Genomic DNA, 17629 nt, shown 5'->3' on the forward strand with positions numbered 1-17629 from the left:
CCTGCTACCCCGGTCACCCGTGTCGTTCGATTCGCGTCCGCCACGCCGACGGAATGGACCTTGACCCGCCAGTGTCCGGATCGGCGAGCACCTGAACGGTGTGTGCGCTGGCCGCTTGCGATCCGTTCGCTCGGATTTCGTACTCGATCGGGATGCTCGAGTCACCGAGTTTCGGGACGCGAAGCGCGACCGTGACGGTGTCGTCGGCCTCGATCGGGCTCGCGTACTCGATCTCGAGGTGGACCAACACCGTGTCCGTCTCGACCAGCGAGATATCGAGCACGTCGCGGAAGAAGTCCTCTCGGGCCTGCTCGAGGTACGTCGCGTAGGTCGCGTTGTTGACGTGACCCATGAAATCGATGTCGCGGAGCCGAACGTCGACGGTCGTCTCGTAGCTGTAGTCGTCCATCACCGGACGGTACGGCACTCGCCGCCGTATAGTTGGCTGCTCGTTGCTGTCCGTAGATCGCTGGGAAACGGACGCGAGCGCTCAGTCGTCGGCCGTCGCCGCCTCGAAGACGTTCTCGTGGAGCCGATCCGCGACGATCTCCATGAGCGGCTCCATATTGCGCGTGTCCGCTCGGTTGTACTCGACGAGCGTCTCGAGGGAGCTCTCGTCGCCGCGTTCGTACTCGTGCCAGAGACGGACGGCATCGCGCCCGCTGATATCCGGCATATCCCGATCGATACCGACTTCCTGCTCGATCGCTTTCAGCCCGCCGTCGAGCCCGAGCTTCTTGCAGGGGTACATGAGGTCGACGTGCGGAACGTCGACGTCGACGTCGAAACACGTCTCGAGGAAGGGCACGTCGAAGCGCTGGCCGTTGAACGTCACCAGCAGCGCCGAGTCGTCGAGTTCCCGCTCGAGGCGCTCGCTCGTGAGATCGCGGTCCTTGACGAAGGTCTTCGTCTCGCCGCCGCGGTGGAGGCTGACGGTCGTCACGTCGTTACACGACGCGTCGAGTCCGGTCGTCTCGATATCCAGAAAGCACGTTTCGGAACTGACGTTCTCGTAACACCGCCAGCGACTGGACGCCGGGAGCGCCTCGGCGAAGACGGAGACGTCCCCGCGCTCGAGGTGAGTCCAGCCGTCGTCGATAAACGTCTCGATCCGATCGGCCAGCGTCGACCCGACGACGCTGCCGTCGAACTCGTCCCAGTGGGTGATGCCGTTCTCCCACAGGCGCCGTTCGGTGGTTTCCCCGACGCCGCGGACGGGAATGAAACTGTTCTCGATTCGCACACCAGTGCAGGGGTACGGTGTGAATAAAAACGCTTGGATCGGCGGCGACGCGGTCCCGACGGCTTAGCTGTCGTCGCTGTTGTCCGAGAGGTACAGCGTCCGGTCGATGATGCTGACGGCCGCTTCGCCCCACTGCTGGATGGCCCCGCCGTCGGAGTCGGGGATCTCGATCACGATCCGGTCTCGACCGATGGTGACGTCAGCGTCGGGCGTCGAGTCCTTCTCCGCGAAGCTCTGCATCTGATACTGGAGTAACCGTTCCGTCGAACCGGTGATATCGATCGTCTCGGCACCGAACTCGAGGGTCAGCACCGCGCTGCCGTCGTCGGTCTCCTCCGCCCGCACGTCGAATCGGTGGCTCGAGAGTTCCGGGGCCGGCGCGTCCTCGTTCATCGTGTCCACGGCCTCCTCGACGGTCACGTCCGGCTCGTCGGCCTCGAACTGCCCCTCCTCGAACTCGAAGCTCGAGAGCGCGCCCGCGGCCGGTTCGTCGCCATCGTCCTCGGATTCGGAGTCGGTCGTTTCAGTCTCCGGTTCTCTGGCTGCCTTCGAGTCGGTCGTCGATTCGAGGGCCGATACGTCGGTCTCGCTCCGCTCGTCGACGGTATCGGGAACGTCGGTTCCCGCCTCCTTCTCGTCCGGAAGATCCGCTTTCCGCTCCGTCTCACGCCCGGCATCGCCGTCGGTATCGCCGGGCGAACTCTCTCCTTCCGCGTCGGCGGACGACGGGTCCTCTGGGACGTCGTCCGCTTCGTCGTCGAACTCGAGAACGTCGATTTCGTCGGGGGATTGCGGAATCCCGTCGTCGGTCGTCCCGTCGGCCTCGACCTCGCTCTCGTCTTCGTCACTCTCCTCTGTGGTTTCGTCACCGTCGCTCGCGGGCTCGTGATCCTCGTCGGCATCGGGTTTCGAATCGGCCTGCGTATCGTCCGTCGGCTCGTCGTCAGCAACGGGCTCCGTCGAGTCGTCGACATCGGCGTCCTCGTCGACCGCCGTCTCCGTCCCCGCGCCCGGCATGGGGGTCGCCGCGGTCTGCTCCTCGTCGGAGGAATCCGACTCGCTCGAGTCACCTGGTCCCGCCGCGATGATTTCGGATTCGTCGATTCCGGATTCCGAGCCGTCGGGGAGTGCGCCGGCGATCGTCGGACCGGCCGCGTCGATCGCGTCACGGTCCAGTGGCGTGGCGTACCAGGCGGTTCGGTCGGGTGACGTGATGAATCGGCCGCGATTGTGCTCGGCTCGCGGATGTTGCGGCTGTTCGTCGTCAGCATTTGGTTCCGCATCCGATGCTGAAGGCTCCTCGGAAACGGCCTCCTCCATCGACGCCTCGGTATCCCCTTCGTCGGCTTCGTCCGTCTCGTCTGCGGGTTCTCGGCCCTCCGCTTCGTCCGAGGGATCCGCGTCCTGGTCGGCGGAGTGTTCGTTCGAGGGCCGTTCCTCCCTCGATCCGGCCCGTTCGCCGGCTGCTCGAGGCTGCTGGTGGTGCTCTGACTGAGACTGAGGCCCCGCCCCGGGTGCGCCGGGCGACCCCGTCTGACCGGCCGCAGCCTGCTGTGGACCTGCTGCCTGTTGCTGGCCCGCGTGCTGTGGCTGCTGGGCCTGGTGGTTCGGGTCGCCACCGGAGCTGATCGTGCCGCCGCTCAGGTGAAGCTGCGTTCCGCCACCACCGCGGGGCGCGTTCGACATATTGTCCAGACTGTGCGCGATGTCCGTCAGATCGTCGTCGATATTGTCCTCGAGCTTGTCGATCTTGTCACCGACGCTCCGGAGGGCGAGAGCGACGTCCCAGAGGACGACGACGCCGAAGAACAAGAGCGCGAGGAAGACAGTTACGGCGGCTCCGCCGAGAAGCTCAGTACTAGCGTCGACCATGTATGCTACTCTTTGAACGGATAGTTCGTTCGATATATAGAACTTGTGGCGGAACACCGATGCTGCTGGCGACGCATCGGCCGAAAACCGACGGGAAAGCCGTCCTACTTCCGACCGCGGAATTCCGGTCGATGGTTTCGACGGCGGTCTTGTCGGATCTGTTATTAGAAATCGAACGCGATCGTCGCGACCTATAGCTCGAGCCAGTCCGTCGTCGTATCCGTTTCGCGGAGATACCACCGCTGTTCGTCCGTCCCGTTCCGGGAGCGAACCGTGACGACGGCGTCGAACATCGGCTCGAGGAGGTTGACGGCGTCGTGGTCGGGGTCAAGCGGGAGGTGGTAGTGTCCCATTCCGTTCGCCTGATCGACCCGTGCAGTCGTCATGTGTAGCAGCCGAAACACCGTCTCGGTGTCGTACGTCTGCAACAACGGAACGAGCGAATCGATGCAGACGCGAAGTTCCGACGGTGAAAATCCGTTCGCAGCATCGTCGAAGTCGTTGATCGTCTCGACGATCTCGATCCCGAGCGTTCCCAGCGACGGGCGATCGGTCTCGGTCTCGTCCGTCGCCGTGCCGATCTCGAGCACCGACCTCGAATCGATCGTTCGGACCCGGTCGGTCGCAACGTCATCCCCGTCTCTTGCGGCCATTCGATCGTCCCCCGCCGTCACGAAGAGTCGGTATCGAGAGTCGCGCTCGTCTGCACCGAGCAGTTGGTGACAGGCCGTCTCGTGTGTACCCGCCGCCGCGCCGACGAGCAAAATGTTGCTCCCCTCCTGCTTGAGCGTACCGAGGGTCCGTGTGAACGACGCACGGTCCGGCACGACTCCCCCTCGCTCGTCTTCCATCCTGTTCGATCGGTCACGCGGTGCGCGTATAAAAATTGTGGCTACACACCGGTCCGAAAAAGGATAGCTGCGGCAATTACTGGCCGCCGAGGGCCGTTCCGACCGGCCGGTTTTTTACACCGGCGATCGTAAATTTCGTATGGCCGATCACGACGACGAGCTCGTCGACGCCGTTCGCGAACTGACGCGGACCATCGATGACCTCCGAAACGAACTCGACGGTTCGCGCTCGCGTCGCCGTCCGTCGCTCCGACCACCGACGCCCCGAGAGCTACTGCGGTTCACCGACGAAGTCGCCCTCCCAGCCGCGCTGGCCGTCCTCGAGACCAGCGTTCGCGCGCTCGAGGCCTTCCAGCGGAGCCTGAAGGTCGTTCGGACAGAGCGAGCGGCCCGAGACCGAACGTCGGCGGCCGCCGAGGCGACGAGCGAGCGGGCGAGTGACCTCCGCCGGACGACGCTCTCGCAGCTCGATACCGTTCTGGCCGAGCTCCAGCGTGCCGCCTCGGGCGGCGGACTCCCCGCCGACGACGAGGCTCGCGACCTCCTCGCGGAGGCCCGCGAACTCCGCGACGACGTCGACAGCCGCCTTCGGGACGTCGCCGAGCGAGAGTCGGATCCGTCCGATTTCGATCGATCGGAGTCCGAGGGCGGCGTCGGCATCGATATCGCGGACGGACCGCCGAGCGACCCCGAGATGGAGACGGATCGCGACGACGAGGACGACTCGGCCGTCGACGTCGATGCCGAACTCGAGACGCTCCGGGATCAGTACGGGGAAGAGGACGACTCGAGCGAGAGCGGCGACGGCGCGGGCGCTGCTGACTCCGATGATGCCGATGACGACGGTGAAAACGGAAGCGGCGACCAGTGAGACGGCCTAATCGCTAGACCGGTTCGAACCGGTAGCCGTCCCACTCCTGACTCTCCGGTTCCCTGATGCCCGCACCGGGCTCGCGGAGTTCGTCGACGTACACCGGCCGCACCTCGTCGCCGGTCTCGACGTCGCCGGTGGTCAATTGCCCGATCGCGCGGACTGACTCGCCGTCCACGTCGAACTCGACGATGGCGAGATGGTTGGGCTGGCGGACGCCGGGCGGCGTCGCGGTGCTGGTCGTCCACGTCACGACCTCGGCGGTATATTCGCTGAGGTCGACCGTTTCGACCGGTTCCGCCCCGCCCGGTCCCCGCGGGTGACCGGGGTAGCTGATCGATCCGTCCTCGTAGCGCGTCGCGTCCATGCTCATTGTGCAGCCTCCATGATGGTCGTAATCACGCAGTTACCGAAGCCCCCGACGTTACAGCACAGTCCCACGTCCGCGTCGACCTGTCGCGGGCCGGCCTCGCCGACGAGTTGTTCGTAAATTTCGACGCCCTGTGCCACACCGCTCGCGCCGAGGGGGTGCCCCTTCGATTTGAGCCCGCCCGAGGTGTTGATCGGCAGTTCGCCGTCGCGCTCCGTGTATCCCTCCTCGACGAGCTGCCAGGCTTCGCCCTGTTCGGCGAAGCCCAGCCCCTCCATCTGGAGGAACTCGAGGATGGTGAACATGTCGTGGAGCTCGGCCACGTCGATCTCCTCGGGACTGCGGCCGCTCATCTCGTACGCGCCGTTCCCGCTCTCGACGACGCCCCCCATCACGGTCGGATCCTCGCGCTCGTGGACGACGTGCGTGTCCGTCGCCCCGTCGATCCCCGAGATCACGACGTAGTCGTCCGTATACTCCCGTGCGACCGACTCGGGACAGAGCATGAGCGCCGCGGAGCCGTCCGTAATCGGGCAGAAGTCGTACAGCCGCAACGGGTCGGCGACGATGGGCGACTCGAGGATCGTCTCGAGGTCGACCTCCTTCTGGAACTGGGCGTGGGGATTGTCCACGCCGTTCTTGTGGTTCTTGACCGCGACCTTCCCCAGGCTCTCGCGGGGGGCGTCGAAGCGCTCGAGGTAGTGGCGGGCGGTGAGGCCGGCGAACGAGGGCAAGGTGACGCCCGTCTTGTACTCGACGGGGTGTGTCAGCGATGCGATGACGTCCGTGGCTTCCCCGGTCGTCTTGTGGGTCATCTTCTCGCCGCCGACGAGCAGCGTCATGTCGCTGGCCCCGCTGGCGACCGACTGCCAGGCGGCGAAGATCCCGGCACCCCCGCTGGAGCTCGTCTGATCGACGCGCTGGGTGTACGCCGGCATCGCGTCGAGGTCGTGTGCCAGCGCGTTCGGGACGCCCGTCTGCCCTTCGAACTCGCCACTCGCCATGTTCGAGACGTACAGGTGCTCGACGTCGTCTGCGTCGACACCTGCATCCTCGAGACACTCGATTCCGGCCTCCGCGAGGAGGTCCTGTATCCACTCCCCCTCGCGTTGCCCGAACTGCGTCATCGAGGCGCCGATAATCGCAACACGTTCCATATCCTACCGGACTCGAGTCAGCGATTTATAAGTGAGGGTCGCGACATCGATCGCGCTCCCGGCGCGGAACCGGACCGGTCCGGGATCGACGTATACCGTCGGCTCGAGCGAACCGGTGACGGCTTCAGGATGCCGATTCCGCGGCCGTCGTCCGCAACTCGCTCGCTCGCGAGCGCGCCTGCGAGACCACCGCCGGGCGGGCCTCGAAGGAGACGACGACGTCCTCGTCGCCGTAGGTGACGTCGTCGACGTTCGCGTTGTCGTGGATCCACGAGACGACGCTCATCGTGTCGTCGGTCATCGGCAGCATCAGCCGTTCCTCCTCCCAGTCGGGCAGTTCGTCGTCGATCCGCTCGAGCAGGCCGTCGACGTTGAGACCCTCCTTGGCACTGACCGCGACCGGGTTCGGCGCGAGCGACGAGAGGGCCTCGCGCTTCTCCGCGAGGTCCTCGTCGCTGACCTGATCGATCTTGTTCAGGACGGTCACGATCGGGGCCTCGTTGCGCTCGTAGAGCGTGTCGTGGGAGGTGACCAGCTTCTCGTGGATCTCGTCGACCGGATCGCTGACGTCGACGACCAGCAAGACCAGATCCGCCCGGTAGACCGAGTCCAGCGTCGACTTGAAGGACTCGACCAGCCAGTGGGGCAGATCGCTGATGAATCCGACGGTGTCGGTCACCAGCACGTCCCGCCGATCGATCGCCGCGCGCCGGGTCGTCGTCCCCAGCGTCGTGAACAGCTTGTCCTGGGACTCGGCTGTCGGGTCCAGATCGGGATGGAGCTCCTCGTTTTCCTCGACCTCGAGGTCGGTCGCGAGCTGGCGCAACAGCGTCGACTTTCCCGCGTTGGTGTAGCCGGCCAGCGCGACGAGATCGAACCCCGAATCGCGCCGGCGCTCCCGGCGGTGCTGTTCGGTCTGCTCGATCCGCTCGAGTTCGTCGTTGATCCGGCTGATCTGGGCCTTGATGTCCCGCTCGCGGCTCTCGTCGTACTCACCGAGGCCCATGAAGCCGGGGTGTTCCTCGCGCTTGGCGAGGCTCGTCTTCGCCTCTGCGCGGGGCAGTTCGTACCGGAGTTCGGCCAACTCGACCTGGAGCTGGGCCTTCCGCGTCTGTGCTCGCTGGCCGAATATCTCGAGGATCAGCGTGAACCGGTCGATGACTTCGACACCTGCCGGGAAGAGCTGTCCGAGGTTGTACGTCTGATACGGACCGAGCCGGTTGTCGAAGATGACGGTCGTCGCCTCGGTCTCTTCGACGAGGGCGGCGACCTCTTCCGCTTTCCCCTCACCGATCTGGAGGGCCGGATCGGCGCGTCTGGACTGGGTGACCTCGCCGACGACGGTGTATCCCGCCGCGCGAGCCAGATCGCGGATCTCGCTCGTGTCGGCCGTCCCGGAATCGACGCGTTTGACGACTATCGTGTTCATGCGAGTGGCTGTGTGTATCCCGGGCGCGGACGGCAGTGGTCCGAGCGGTGTCGCTGGTCGACCGTGTGACTCCTCGCTCGCACACGACGGTTCCACTGGTATCGCGGGCGCTGCCGCGGAGACCGGACTACGTCAACGATGCCGGTCGCGCACCTCCGTTGGACGCACGTGATTCATACGCATCCGTACGCGGTGAACCGTCTTGAATCCCGCGCCCGCCACCGTCTTCGGATTCGCTCGGAGACCGCTCGAACGCTCCCGAGACGCATCCGACCGCAACAGTCATAAGAACTGATTCGATAGGGATCGTATAATGATAGATCTCGACCCCACGACCCTCGGCCTCGAGTTCGGGGGCGGCGCGGCTATCGGCGGCCTCATCGGGTTCGCGACGAAGAAGCTCGCGAAGCTCCTCGCGGTCATCGTCGGCGTCCAGTTGATGCTCTTTCGCTACCTCGAGTCACAGGGGATCCTCATCGTCGACTGGAACCGGCTGTCGGCGGGCCTGCTGAAGACCCAAACGCGCGCACAGGACGCGGCGGACATCAGCTGGCTCCAGTCGATGATCTCGACGCTGTCGATCGGCGCTGGCTTCACCGGCGGCTTTCTGGTCGGATTCAAGCGCGGATAGCGACGACGGCCGATTCGGCGGCGATTCCGCTATCGCGTCTTCAGATCGTCTTTGTCCTTCACGATCTCCGTCTCCGCGTTGCCGCTCGTGTGTTCGTTGACGGTGTCGTAAAACTCGTTCTGGAGCCCCGCCGGGAACGTGAGCACGCCGATCCACGAACCGTCGTTTTGCCACTCCTCGCGCTCAAGGTCGCCGAACTGGCGGATCTTCGCCTGCGCGCTCCCCGCGTGATCGGCGGGCACCTGCACGGCGACGGTGACCTCCTCGAACCGGATCGGGATCACCGGCCGCAACGCGTCCAGCGCGTCGTCGACCTGCTCCTGAACCGGTTCCATCGGATCGACGGTGAAGCCGGCCTCTTCCAGGGCGTTCTCGATCCGCTCGGGAGGATGGGGCGCGTTGTCCATCTGCGGATTGACCGCGTTGCGCGTGATGGTATCGATCAACTGCTTGCGCTTCTGTTCTTGCATCTCGCGGCGCTGATCGGCCGTGATCTGAATCTCCCCCTGTTTGATCACTTCGGGAATGATCTCGAGGGGGTCCGTGGTATCGAAGACCTTCTCGAGATCGGCCTCCGCCGGCCGATCTCCGCGAGAGGCGTCCTCGAAGACGTCCTCGGCGGCGATCACGTCCTCGAGGTCGCCGTCGAACTCGTCGCGTTTGATCTCCAGCGCCGCGTCGGGATCTACGAGCACTTCGAAGCGCGCCCCGTGTGACTCGAGTCGCGCCGTCACTGCCTCGTCAAGCGAAATCATACGTGACGGTTCCGCCGCCAATGAAAAGAGTGTTTCCCGACCCGACCGGGAAATCGCGCTCGGTTCGCGGTGTGCCGTGTCGGGCCGTGACTGCCCGGGGCCCTACTGAGTCGCCGCCGGTCGCGATCTGTAGCCGGCCGCGGTACTCCGGAGCGATCGCGTAAAAAACGGTCGTCGGAGCGCGGAATCGACGCCTCGATTACTCGGCCGATTCGTCGTCGGCTTCGTCCTCGTCCTCGCCCGTGTCGAGGAGGTCGTTCTCCTCGAGGTGAGACCGGATTCGGTCGTGGTCGAACTGCTCGAAGGACTCGGTTTCGACGTCGACGGTCGCCAGCCCCACTTCGTTGGGGAGCAGGGAACCGTCGTTGACGGACGCGAGCGCGTCGAGGGCGAGCTGGATGCCGCCGTCGAGGTCGGCCTCGTCGTCGTAGTTCTCCTCGAGGTAGGTCTGGAGTTCGCCGCGGTCGGAGCCGACGGCGAGCGCCTTCCACTCGTAGGGCGTCCCCGACGGATCGGTCTCGAACAGGCGCGGTTCGCCGTTGTCGATACCGCCGACGATCAGGGCGACGCCGAACGGTCGGGCACCGCCGACCTGGGTGTACTGCTGGATGTGGTCGGTGACTTCCTTGGTCAGCGTCTCGACGCCGATCGGTTCGCCGTAGCGCAGCTGGTTGACCTGCGTCTGGCGGCGCGCGAAGTCGATCAGCTGGCGGGCGTCAGCGACGTGGCCCGCGCTGGCGATCCCGACGTGGTCGTCGGCCTTGTGGATCTTCTCGACGCTCGAGTCCTCGAGCAACGGGGAGGGGACTCGTTTGTCGACGGCGAGGACGACGCCGTCGTTCGTTCGGACGCCGATACTCGCCGTGCCTCGTTTGACCGCCTCGCGAGCGTACTCGACCTGGTAGAGTCGGCCGTCGGGCGAGAAGATCGTGATGCCGCGGTCGTATGCCTGCTGTTGTTGTTGTCCCTGCATAGTATCACATTAAATCGTAATCGAGGTCTGTCGCGCCCACGAACGCCTCATCGAGTCGCACGTCCCCAACGCCGTCCCGCAGGACGGCGACTCGCTCTTCGTTCCCGAACACGACGTTTCTCTCTCCCGAATCTTGCCCGTCGCGTCCTAAATAGTTTTCTTCAGCGGCCCGGATCGTGCCACTGATACCGCGGACGCGGAGGCCGACCGCAGCGCCGTCGATCTCGTCGATACAGGCGAGGGCCGCGCGTGCCGGCTCGGTCTCTCCGCGTCGGGCCTTGACGATCGCTTCTCCCCGTCCGTCGGCGAACCCGAACCGGACGACCGACAGCTCGGCGTCGGCGCTCCCCGGATCGCCGAGCAAGTTCTGGCCCGCGTACCACAGCTCCCGCTGAAAAGACCGTCTCCCGATTCGCTCGTCCGGCCACGTCTCGAGTTCGACGGCCAGATAGCGCCAGCGCGGCCGGAGATGCTTCGGAAGGTGTTTCATTCCTCGGCTCCCGCCTCGTCCGCGGTCGAACTCCGCTCCGCGACCAGCACGCCGACCTGGTCGTGGACGCGCTCGACCGCCGTCAGCGAGAAGCCGGCGTCGGTAAAGGCGTCCGCGAGTTCCCCGACGGTCGCCGGATCGTCGACCTCGGGCGAGTAAAACGGCTCCTCTGGATCGGGCTCCCCGAAGAACATCACGTCCCCGAGGACGAACCGGCGCGGCTCGAGGTCGGCGATCACGGCGATCGCCTCGCGCTTTTCCTCGTCCGAGAGGTGGTGCAGGGCGAAGTTCGAGGTGACGATGTCGACCGGCCCGTCGTAGTTCGGCTCCCGGAAGCTGCCGTGATCGAACGACAGGTTCTCGAGTCCCGCGTCCGCGGCCTTCCCGGTGGCTTCCTCGAGCATGCCCTCGCTGATGTCTCGGCCGACGACGCGCTTCGCGTCGGGGGCGAGTGCGAGCGCGATCGCACCCGTTCCGGTCGCCAGATCGAGGACGACGTCGTCGGGTTCGGGAGCGGCGTGTTCCACGACGAGATTCGCACAGGCGTGGTACTCGTCGGACTTCGAGTCGTCGTACTCCCCGGCCTTCTCGTCGAAGCGGGCGGCGTGTTCCTCAAGGCTCTTCTTCATACCGTCCCCGTTGGACCCCCGGCTCAATGAACGACTCGGAGTCGACGCGGCGATTGCGCTCGGCCAGCCGTCCCCACTCCGCGAGGCCGTCGTCGACGAACGCGCCGGACAAGCCGATCCGCTCGCCGAGCGCTCTCAGTTCGCGCGGTGCTCGCAACTCGAGGTGGGAAGTCGGCTCGGCGCTCACGACGTAGGGCGCGTCGTAGTGATCGACGATCTCCCGGAGCTTTCGCAGCGATTGCAGGATCCGGACGCGGCGACCGCCGCTCTCTCGCAACACGCCCGAGAGATCGAACTCGAGGCGAACGCCGTTCTCGACGGCGGCTTTGGTCAGAACGTGATTGACGTCCCCGTTCCCGGTCATCGGATGGGCGAGCACGTCGACCTTCGCCTGTTCGACGGCGAAGCGATTCAGCGCCGTCGTCCCCCCGTGGATCCCGACGATCGTCTCCGACGTTCGGTAGTTCCCCACCGACCCGCTCGCCTGCTGGGGATCGTCGGCACGGATCTCGACGCCCTCGACGACGTCGATCCCGTACTCCTCGCGGATCCGCTCGGGGTCGTACGTCGCTCGAGCGTCGTCGTGGTTGCGCACGACCACGCCCTCGTAGCCGTAGTCGGCCGCCGTCTTCGCGAAGCGGGCGACCGTGCTCTGTCCGTCGGGATGGGCGTGGACGGCCTCGTACATATGTGACCCGTCTCACGGCGTCGACTTGGGGTTTGCGCCATGCAGACACCGACCTATCGAACACCGAATTCTACCTCTGGAAGACTGTTCGGTAGTCCCAAGCCGTAGCTGAAAGTCCCAGAGAGGAGAGTGACGCAGTCGGCCGATGACGGGAGAACCGTCACACGAACGTCCTGAATGAGACGATCCCCACTGTGAGCATCAGGAGGCCGAGAGCGACCACGATGACGGCACCGCCCCAGTTGACGACGCGGTAAGTCAACGAATGGTCCCGATCGAAATCCTCCCTCGTGAAGGTGTTGACAAGACCAAGCGCGAGGGTGAACATCGTTCCGAGCCCGATGACCGCGCTGGTCACGAACTCAGCGAGTGCAAGGCTGACGACAGTCACGAGACTGCCGATCAGTCCCAGTCCGAAACCGACGACATAGAGCTGCCGGGTGTCCATCATCACATCGAGCCGACACTACAATCACGGCGGATATGTATCTGCCGACCGTACGCTCCGCCGGAACGAACTCCTAATCCGTTATTGAAGCGAGTATAGAATTATATGGCCGGGAGCGCGCCCGAACGAACGTGAGGGCGCGTGACCCGGGGGAGGGCAGGCAGTTGAACGATCTCGACCGCGAGCGAACCCGAAGGGTGAGCGAGCGGGCCGACGACTGATGTGAGTGAGGACTGGAGGGACGAACGAACGGAAGGAGGAGTGCTTTTGATCGAAATTTTACCGAGTGACGGCGGACTGTGCGACAGCTACGCTGTCGTCAGTCCGCCAGAACGCAGAGTAAAATTTCGGTTCTAGTTGAGAATCGACTGGGCGACCGTCGCGAGCTGGCCGTTGTCGGCCTCGCTGAGGCGGTCGTCGCCGATCTTCAGGCGGAGCCGCGGACGACCGACGTCGATGGGGACCTTCTCGGTGTCGATCAGGCCCATGTCCTCGAGCTTGGTCTTCGTTCGGGAGAACGTCGCCTTGGAGGCGATGCCGACGTCCTCGCCCCATTTGCTGATGTCGTAGAGCAGGGCTTCGTTCTTGGCTGCGACGAGCAGCGAGATGGTGACCTCGTCGAGGCCGTCGCCGTCGCCGCGGGCGGTCTCGAGCGAGTTGAGGATGGCGGTGAAGTCTTCCTCGGCGGCGGGGCTGATCTCGTCGGAGAGGGTTTCGCGGACGTTCGTGATCGGGGGCGTCCGGAGATTGAAGTCGGCGGCGTCCTCCCAGCGACCGGCGTACGTGTCGTAGGTGTCGTCGACGAAGCTGTCGTCGTCGGTGATGAGCCCGCCGACGCGGTCGCCGGCGTGGACGAGTGCGATGACGCGGTCCTCGCTGACGAGCAGCGAGTTCTCGGGCGCCTCGTCGAGGGTGCGCAGCGACAGCGCGCCCTCGCTGATGAGGTCGGCGGCGTTCGAGGCGACGATGAAGTCGTCCATGACGTCTTTCAGCGTCCGCTCGTCGGCGAGCATGTGTACCGACGGCAGGTCGCCGTCGAATGCGGTCGCGACGGAAACGAACTCTTCGATGGCGTCCCGCGACGGGTTAACCATGTACACGTCACCGCTCGCATCCCCGAGCACTGACTCGAGGATATCGTCAATCTGGTGGTTTAGTAAATTCGAGGTCATGCCTATACAGAAGTAATCGAGAGCGGTCTACTTAATTTTGGTGGCCGTTTGCACACCAGAACTTCTCCTCTCGGGCCTGTACCGGTAATTTTTGTCCCATAATTCGTTAGTTCGCCGATGAATGATGGCTATCACTTACATGCGTCGGTGAACGTTGAACGCCACTGTCGGTAATTCGATCAATCGGCGCGGCGTATGACGATCGTCTGACTGGTATCCGCATCACCAATATCTATATATCGGAAGCGTGTTAGTCGGTATCGTATGGGTGTTCGACATGTGCGACCGTGGTGGGTCGTTCAGGAGCTGGTCGACCGAGCGCGAACGATGCGAGAGACCGATCGTCCGACGGGACGGTTTCCCGCACGAGCGAAGCGCGTCAGTACGTACGGCGGGCCGTAACCGTAGTCAGCGTTCGAACTGGCGACTCAGTTCTTTCGACCAGTAGATGTCTCCGTCGTAGATCACCGACGCCGCCGTTTCGTCGAGCATGGTTGCGAGCGCCGACTCCGTGAGGGTGAAACTGGATTCGTTCCCGCAGAGGTGGGCGTACTCGTTACCGTCGGTGTGGGGGAAATAGTACGAGCCGGTTACCCGCGTGGAGTAACAATCGAGCGTCAGCAGGTACTGCCGTTCGCCATCGATCTCGTCGAGTTCCTCGAGTTTCGCAGTCGTCGGGAGCTGGTTTTCACCCTGGACGAGCGAGTGGGTCCCGTCTCCGACGACGGCGTAATCCTTGCCCATCATGATTCGGTTGCGGGCGAGTCCCATCGCCCGCTCGATGCTGAAGCCGTGGACCAGCAGTTTGGCGAACGTCGATCCGACCTTGACCGCGTGGTCGTTCAGGACTTTCGTGAACGTCACGGCACCGGCGACGCTCCCCTTTTCGATCAACTGCATCCCTTCGTAGTAGGAGCCACAGGCGTTGAGGAAGAACGTCTGGGCGTTACACCGGCTCAAACTCGAGGTCGCGAGCGTCCCGTCGGGACAGCGGAGTCCGCTGGTCTCGCAGTGGCCGATATAGTGCACGAAATCGTGATCGTCCTCGAAGATCCCGGCAAGCGCATCGGTCTCGAGGGACTCCGCGACGGTCACGTCCATCGAGAGGTCCTCCGATCGCTGGCGGTAGATCTCGGCGACGTCGTCGTGTTCGCCGGCCATTTCGGGATCGTTGAGCACGACGCAGATCGAGGTCGAGTCGCTCGCCCGCTCGAGGAAGTCGAGTCGGTTGTGGTAGGCCTCGGGAGCGGATTTGAAGACGTCGATCGGAACGCCGTCCGCGAGCCAGCCGTGCGCTCGGCCGCCCCGGAGTTCGGGTTTGACGATGTCAACCGAGGCGACCTGTCCGGTACTGGCCCTGTAAGAATCGATCGGTCCCGCGTTACTGGCGCCCGTTCGGGAAGTGGTTCCGGCCCCGGCCCCCGCGCTGGGAGCTGGTCCCTGACCCCGATAGAAGTCCTCGAGGGAGCGTTCGACCAGTTCCTGCCCCTCGAGTTCGGAGGTCCGAGGGGTGTAAATCATACTCAACCGATCGAGCAGGAAGGGCAGCGTTTCGACGCTGTCGTAGGTCGGCGTCACGTACGTCGACAGGTGCCACTCGGGGAGGCGGTGTTTGATCGCCGCGTACGGGACGTCGAGATACGTGGCGAGTCGATCCTGAAGCGAGGCGTGGTACAGGGCCTCCGCATCGAGACCGAGGGCATCCAGCAGGCTGCGCTCCGAGAGGTTCGTTCCGTAGGGGCCGACGTTACGCACCAGGCAGTCCAGGAAGAACGTCTTCCGGAGCAGTCGCTCGACGTCGCGCTCCAGCTCGGGCATCGGTGAAAGCTCCTCTTCGATCGCGTGATCGAGCAGTCGGAGTCGCGGCTGGGTACGATCCGACCTGGGTCGGTTCCCGAGCACTTCCTCCGTCGTCCGCACCGTCGCCTGCACGTAGTACGCCAGCGGCGCAGTCGTGAACAACGACTCGTAGTCCGGCGGGACGATCAGTTCGATCCCGTTCTCGGGAGTGTCGGACCGGATGTACTCCGGGACCTCGAGGGAATCGCCGTGCTCGATCAGCGACGGGTGGCCACGGAGGGTGGGGTACGACCGGTCCGGTCCGTCGGTTTTGTGCGAGGCGGCCATGTGGGTGACGGCTTCAGCAATCGCCGAGGGGGAGTCGGGGACGGTGATGGTGCCGGCGGGGAACTCGTGACGGCACCGGACGCCGAGGATAACGCGAGTTCGGTCCGGAAAGGAGACGATGATCGACTCGTAGTCCTCGGTTTTCTGGATCGTTGCACCGCCGGAAAACCGGAGATACGCCTTGATCTCCGTGTCGACGTCGACGACGTACTCGCCGGGAGACAGCGTGAGGGGGTCCCCGCCGGGGTCGAGTTCGTACTGGTCCTCGAGACCGAGCGAGAACGCGTAGACGACCGCGTGCGGGAACCGAAGCTCGTCCGTCGTCAGGACGATCGTGTCGTCGACCGGACGCGAGATGTCGACGCCGGAGTCGTCGACGACGAGTTCGTCACCGTTGACCGTTAGCTCGGCGTTGTCCGCGTCGGTGACGTGGAGGGTGTCGCCGTCTACCGCCCACTCTATCATTCGGTTGGCTGAATGTCACTGAGACAAGTTAGTTGTATCGGGCTGAGATGAATTTCCTGGGAAGCCGCGCTCGGACGGAACTGATTCCCGATCGGGTAGTGGCTCGACTTGCCGGGGAAGGGTACACTTATACAGCCGCCAGACCGCATTTCGGATATGAACCACGATCCGGTTCGGGACGTCGATCCCGCCGTCGCAGACGCCCTCGAGGGCGAGGTAGACCGCCAGCGAGAGACGCTACAGATGATCGCCAGCGAGAACCACGCCAGCGAGGCCGTCATCGACGCGCAGGGGAGCGCGCTGACGAACAAGTACGCCGAGGGGTATCCCGGCGAGCGATACTACGGCGGCTGTCAGTACGCCGACGAGGTCGAGGAGCTCGCGATCGACCGCGCGACGGAGCTGTTCGGTGCCGAGCACGTCAACGTCCAGCCCCACGCGGGGACGCAGGCCAATCAGGCGGTCTACTTCGCGATGCTCGAGCCCGGCGACAAGATCCTCTCCCTGGATCTGAACCACGGCGGCCACCTCAGTCACGGCCATCCGGCGAACTTCACGGGACAGCTCTACGAGGTCGAACAGTACGAGGTCGATCCCGAAACGGGCTACATCGACTACGACGATCTGGCGGACCACGCCGCCGAGTTCGATCCCGACATCATCGTCTCGGGATACTCCGCGTACCCGCGCGAGATCGAGTGGGAACGCGTTCAGGCGGCCGCCGACGACGTCGACGCGCTCCACCTCGCGGACATCGCCCACATCACCGGCCTCGTCGCCGCCGGCGTCCACCCCTCGCCGGTCGGCATCGTCGACTTCGTCACCGGTTCGACCCACAAGACGATCCGCGCCGGTCGCGGCGGGATCGTCATGTGCGACGAGGAGTACGCCGACGACATCGACGCGGCGGTCTTCCCCGGCGGACAGGGCGGCCCGCTCATGCACAACGTCGCCGGCAAGGCCGTCGGCTTCAAGGAAGCCCTCGAGCCCGAGTTCGAGGACTACGCCGAGCAGACGGTCGCGAACGCCAAGGCTCTCGGCGAGTCCCTCACGGAGAACGGTCTCTCGCTCGTCTCCGAGGGCACGGATAACCACCTCGTGCTCGTCGATCTCCGCGAGAGCCACCCGGACACCTCCGGCGGCGACGCCGAAGAGGCGCTCGAGGAAGCCGGCATCGTCCTCAACGGGAACACGGTGCCCGGCGAGACGCGCTCGCCGTTCAACCCGAGCGGCATTCGCGCCGGCACGCCGGCGCTGACCACGCGCGGATTCGACGAGGACGACTGTCGAAAAGTCGGCGACCTGATCACCCGCGTCGTCGACGCTCCCGAGGACGAGGCCGTCCTCGAGGCCGTCCGCGACGAAGTCGCGACGCTGTGCGAGGAGAACCCGCTGTACGAGTAAGCCGTCCCGATCGGTTACGCGCCGACGCATCGGTTCGACCGTTTTTCCCCGTGC

The 17629-nt window shown here is 64.8% G+C and carries 19 protein-coding genes; 4 read left to right on the forward strand and 15 right to left on the reverse strand.

The window, feature by feature from the left end; genetic code table 11:
- Window positions 1–13: 13 nt before the first annotated feature.
- The 4 genes from NDI89_RS13075 to NDI89_RS13090 all read right to left on the reverse strand — a co-directional run bounded on the left by NDI89_RS13075 (window position 14) and on the right by NDI89_RS13090 (window position 3966).
- A complete protein-coding gene (locus tag NDI89_RS13075) occupies window positions 14–409 on the reverse strand; it encodes an acyl-CoA thioesterase (protein WP_277522050.1) in 396 nt (131 codons plus the stop codon).
- A gap of 81 nt (window positions 410–490) precedes the next feature.
- Window positions 491–1243, reverse strand: coding sequence for a ribonuclease H-like domain-containing protein (locus tag NDI89_RS13080; protein WP_277522051.1), 753 nt, complete (start codon window positions 1241–1243; stop codon window positions 491–493).
- A gap of 63 nt (window positions 1244–1306) precedes the next feature.
- The gene (locus NDI89_RS13085) at window positions 1307–3115 is read right to left on the reverse strand and encodes an AAA family ATPase (protein WP_277522052.1); all 1809 of its coding nucleotides are present in this window, start codon (window positions 3113–3115) and stop codon (window positions 1307–1309) included.
- A gap of 191 nt (window positions 3116–3306) precedes the next feature.
- A complete protein-coding gene (locus NDI89_RS13090; protein ID WP_277522053.1) occupies window positions 3307–3966 on the reverse strand; it encodes a DUF7504 family protein in 660 nt (219 codons plus the stop codon).
- Window positions 3967–4105: 139 nt separating this feature from the next.
- On the opposite strand from NDI89_RS13090, the gene NDI89_RS13095 reads away from it, so the two are divergent.
- Window positions 4106–4837: a DUF7547 family protein gene (locus NDI89_RS13095; protein ID WP_277522054.1), complete on the forward strand. Its 732-nt coding sequence runs from the start codon at window positions 4106–4108 to the stop codon at window positions 4835–4837.
- Window positions 4838–4850: 13 nt separating this feature from the next.
- Here the strand turns inward: NDI89_RS13095 and NDI89_RS13100 are convergent, their stop codons facing one another.
- From NDI89_RS13100 to hflX, 3 genes are all read right to left on the reverse strand, one after another.
- Window positions 4851–5210 (reverse strand): OB-fold domain-containing protein, encoded by a 360-nt coding sequence (locus NDI89_RS13100; RefSeq protein WP_277522055.1) that lies wholly within the window; start codon window positions 5208–5210, stop codon window positions 4851–4853.
- The gene (locus tag NDI89_RS13105) at window positions 5207–6364 is read right to left on the reverse strand and encodes a thiolase family protein (RefSeq protein ID WP_277522056.1); all 1158 of its coding nucleotides are present in this window, start codon (window positions 6362–6364) and stop codon (window positions 5207–5209) included. Before NDI89_RS13105 ends, NDI89_RS13100 begins: the two co-directional genes overlap by 4 nt.
- A gap of 124 nt (window positions 6365–6488) precedes the next feature.
- Window positions 6489–7793 (reverse strand): GTPase HflX, encoded by a 1305-nt coding sequence (hflX, locus tag NDI89_RS13110; RefSeq protein WP_277522057.1) that lies wholly within the window; start codon window positions 7791–7793, stop codon window positions 6489–6491.
- A gap of 313 nt (window positions 7794–8106) precedes the next feature.
- On the opposite strand from hflX, the gene NDI89_RS13115 reads away from it, so the two are divergent.
- Window positions 8107–8424, forward strand: a complete 318-nt coding sequence (locus NDI89_RS13115; protein ID WP_277522058.1) for an FUN14 domain-containing protein — start codon at window positions 8107–8109, stop codon at window positions 8422–8424.
- A gap of 29 nt (window positions 8425–8453) precedes the next feature.
- Here NDI89_RS13115 and NDI89_RS13120 read toward each other — a convergent pair whose 3' ends face one another.
- From NDI89_RS13120 to tbsP, 7 genes are all read right to left on the reverse strand, one after another.
- Complete coding sequence (locus tag NDI89_RS13120) at window positions 8454–9179, reverse strand: ribosome assembly factor SBDS (RefSeq protein ID WP_277522059.1); 726 nt, start codon at window positions 9177–9179, stop codon at window positions 8454–8456.
- 199 nt (window positions 9180–9378) lie between these two features.
- The gene (gene psmA / locus NDI89_RS13125; protein ID WP_277522060.1) at window positions 9379–10152 is read right to left on the reverse strand and encodes an archaeal proteasome endopeptidase complex subunit alpha; all 774 of its coding nucleotides are present in this window, start codon (window positions 10150–10152) and stop codon (window positions 9379–9381) included.
- 4 nt (window positions 10153–10156) lie between these two features.
- Window positions 10157–10642 carry an Rpp14/Pop5 family protein gene (locus NDI89_RS13130; protein WP_277522061.1) on the reverse strand — a complete coding sequence of 162 codons (486 nt, stop codon included), beginning with the start codon at window positions 10640–10642 and terminating at the stop codon, window positions 10157–10159.
- Complete coding sequence (locus NDI89_RS13135; protein ID WP_277522062.1) at window positions 10639–11271, reverse strand: class I SAM-dependent methyltransferase; 633 nt, start codon at window positions 11269–11271, stop codon at window positions 10639–10641. Before NDI89_RS13135 ends, NDI89_RS13130 begins: the two co-directional genes overlap by 4 nt.
- The gene (locus tag NDI89_RS13140; protein WP_277522063.1) at window positions 11255–11959 is read right to left on the reverse strand and encodes an RNase P subunit p30 family protein; all 705 of its coding nucleotides are present in this window, start codon (window positions 11957–11959) and stop codon (window positions 11255–11257) included. Before NDI89_RS13140 ends, NDI89_RS13135 begins: the two co-directional genes overlap by 17 nt.
- 160 nt (window positions 11960–12119) lie before the next feature.
- Complete coding sequence (locus tag NDI89_RS13145; RefSeq protein ID WP_277522279.1) at window positions 12120–12410, reverse strand: hypothetical protein; 291 nt, start codon at window positions 12408–12410, stop codon at window positions 12120–12122.
- Between the two features lie 350 nt (window positions 12411–12760).
- Window positions 12761–13579 (reverse strand): transcriptional regulator TbsP, encoded by an 819-nt coding sequence (tbsP, locus tag NDI89_RS13150; protein ID WP_277522064.1) that lies wholly within the window; start codon window positions 13577–13579, stop codon window positions 12761–12763.
- 264 nt (window positions 13580–13843) lie between these two features.
- Between tbsP and NDI89_RS13155 the strand changes: the two genes are divergently transcribed.
- Window positions 13844–13981, forward strand: coding sequence for a hypothetical protein (locus NDI89_RS13155; protein WP_277522065.1), 138 nt, complete (start codon window positions 13844–13846; stop codon window positions 13979–13981).
- A 6-nt stretch (window positions 13982–13987) separates the two neighbouring features.
- Here NDI89_RS13155 and NDI89_RS13160 read toward each other — a convergent pair whose 3' ends face one another.
- Window positions 13988–16171 carry a hypothetical protein gene (locus tag NDI89_RS13160; RefSeq protein WP_277522066.1) on the reverse strand — a complete coding sequence of 728 codons (2184 nt, stop codon included), beginning with the start codon at window positions 16169–16171 and terminating at the stop codon, window positions 13988–13990.
- Between the two features lie 156 nt (window positions 16172–16327).
- On the opposite strand from NDI89_RS13160, the gene glyA reads away from it, so the two are divergent.
- Window positions 16328–17575 (forward strand): serine hydroxymethyltransferase, encoded by a 1248-nt coding sequence (gene glyA, locus NDI89_RS13165; RefSeq protein ID WP_277522067.1) that lies wholly within the window; start codon window positions 16328–16330, stop codon window positions 17573–17575.
- The last annotated feature ends 54 nt before the right edge of the window (window positions 17576–17629 follow it).

The organism is Natrinema salsiterrestre (genome assembly GCF_029502005.1).
Taxonomy (GTDB): domain Archaea; phylum Halobacteriota; class Halobacteria; order Halobacteriales; family Natrialbaceae; genus Natrinema; species Natrinema salsiterrestre.

Coding starts and splice junctions, on each gene's coding strand:
- hflX (WP_277522057.1), bottom strand. CDS start 7,793: ATGAACACGATAGTCGTCAAACGCGTCGATTCCGGGACGGCCGACACG.
- NDI89_RS13100 (WP_277522055.1), bottom strand. CDS start 5,210: ATGAGCATGGACGCGACGCGCTACGAGGACGGATCGATCAGCTACCCC.
- NDI89_RS13145 (WP_277522279.1), bottom strand. CDS start 12,410: ATGATGGACACCCGGCAGCTCTATGTCGTCGGTTTCGGACTGGGACTG.
- NDI89_RS13120 (WP_277522059.1), bottom strand. CDS start 9,179: ATGATTTCGCTTGACGAGGCAGTGACGGCGCGACTCGAGTCACACGGG.
- glyA (WP_277522067.1), top strand. CDS start 16,328: ATGAACCACGATCCGGTTCGGGACGTCGATCCCGCCGTCGCAGACGCC.
- NDI89_RS13115 (WP_277522058.1), top strand. CDS start 8,107: ATGATAGATCTCGACCCCACGACCCTCGGCCTCGAGTTCGGGGGCGGC.
- NDI89_RS13105 (WP_277522056.1), bottom strand. CDS start 6,364: ATGGAACGTGTTGCGATTATCGGCGCCTCGATGACGCAGTTCGGGCAA.
- NDI89_RS13155 (WP_277522065.1), top strand. CDS start 13,844: ATGGGTGTTCGACATGTGCGACCGTGGTGGGTCGTTCAGGAGCTGGTC.
- psmA (WP_277522060.1), bottom strand. CDS start 10,152: ATGCAGGGACAACAACAACAGCAGGCATACGACCGCGGCATCACGATC.
- NDI89_RS13130 (WP_277522061.1), bottom strand. CDS start 10,642: ATGAAACACCTTCCGAAGCATCTCCGGCCGCGCTGGCGCTATCTGGCC.
- NDI89_RS13140 (WP_277522063.1), bottom strand. CDS start 11,959: ATGTACGAGGCCGTCCACGCCCATCCCGACGGACAGAGCACGGTCGCC.
- NDI89_RS13095 (WP_277522054.1), top strand. CDS start 4,106: ATGGCCGATCACGACGACGAGCTCGTCGACGCCGTTCGCGAACTGACG.
- NDI89_RS13135 (WP_277522062.1), bottom strand. CDS start 11,271: ATGAAGAAGAGCCTTGAGGAACACGCCGCCCGCTTCGACGAGAAGGCC.
- NDI89_RS13090 (WP_277522053.1), bottom strand. CDS start 3,966: ATGGAAGACGAGCGAGGGGGAGTCGTGCCGGACCGTGCGTCGTTCACA.
- NDI89_RS13085 (WP_277522052.1), bottom strand. CDS start 3,115: ATGGTCGACGCTAGTACTGAGCTTCTCGGCGGAGCCGCCGTAACTGTC.
- tbsP (WP_277522064.1), bottom strand. CDS start 13,579: ATGACCTCGAATTTACTAAACCACCAGATTGACGATATCCTCGAGTCA.
- NDI89_RS13160 (WP_277522066.1), bottom strand. CDS start 16,171: ATGATAGAGTGGGCGGTAGACGGCGACACCCTCCACGTCACCGACGCG.
- NDI89_RS13075 (WP_277522050.1), bottom strand. CDS start 409: ATGGACGACTACAGCTACGAGACGACCGTCGACGTTCGGCTCCGCGAC.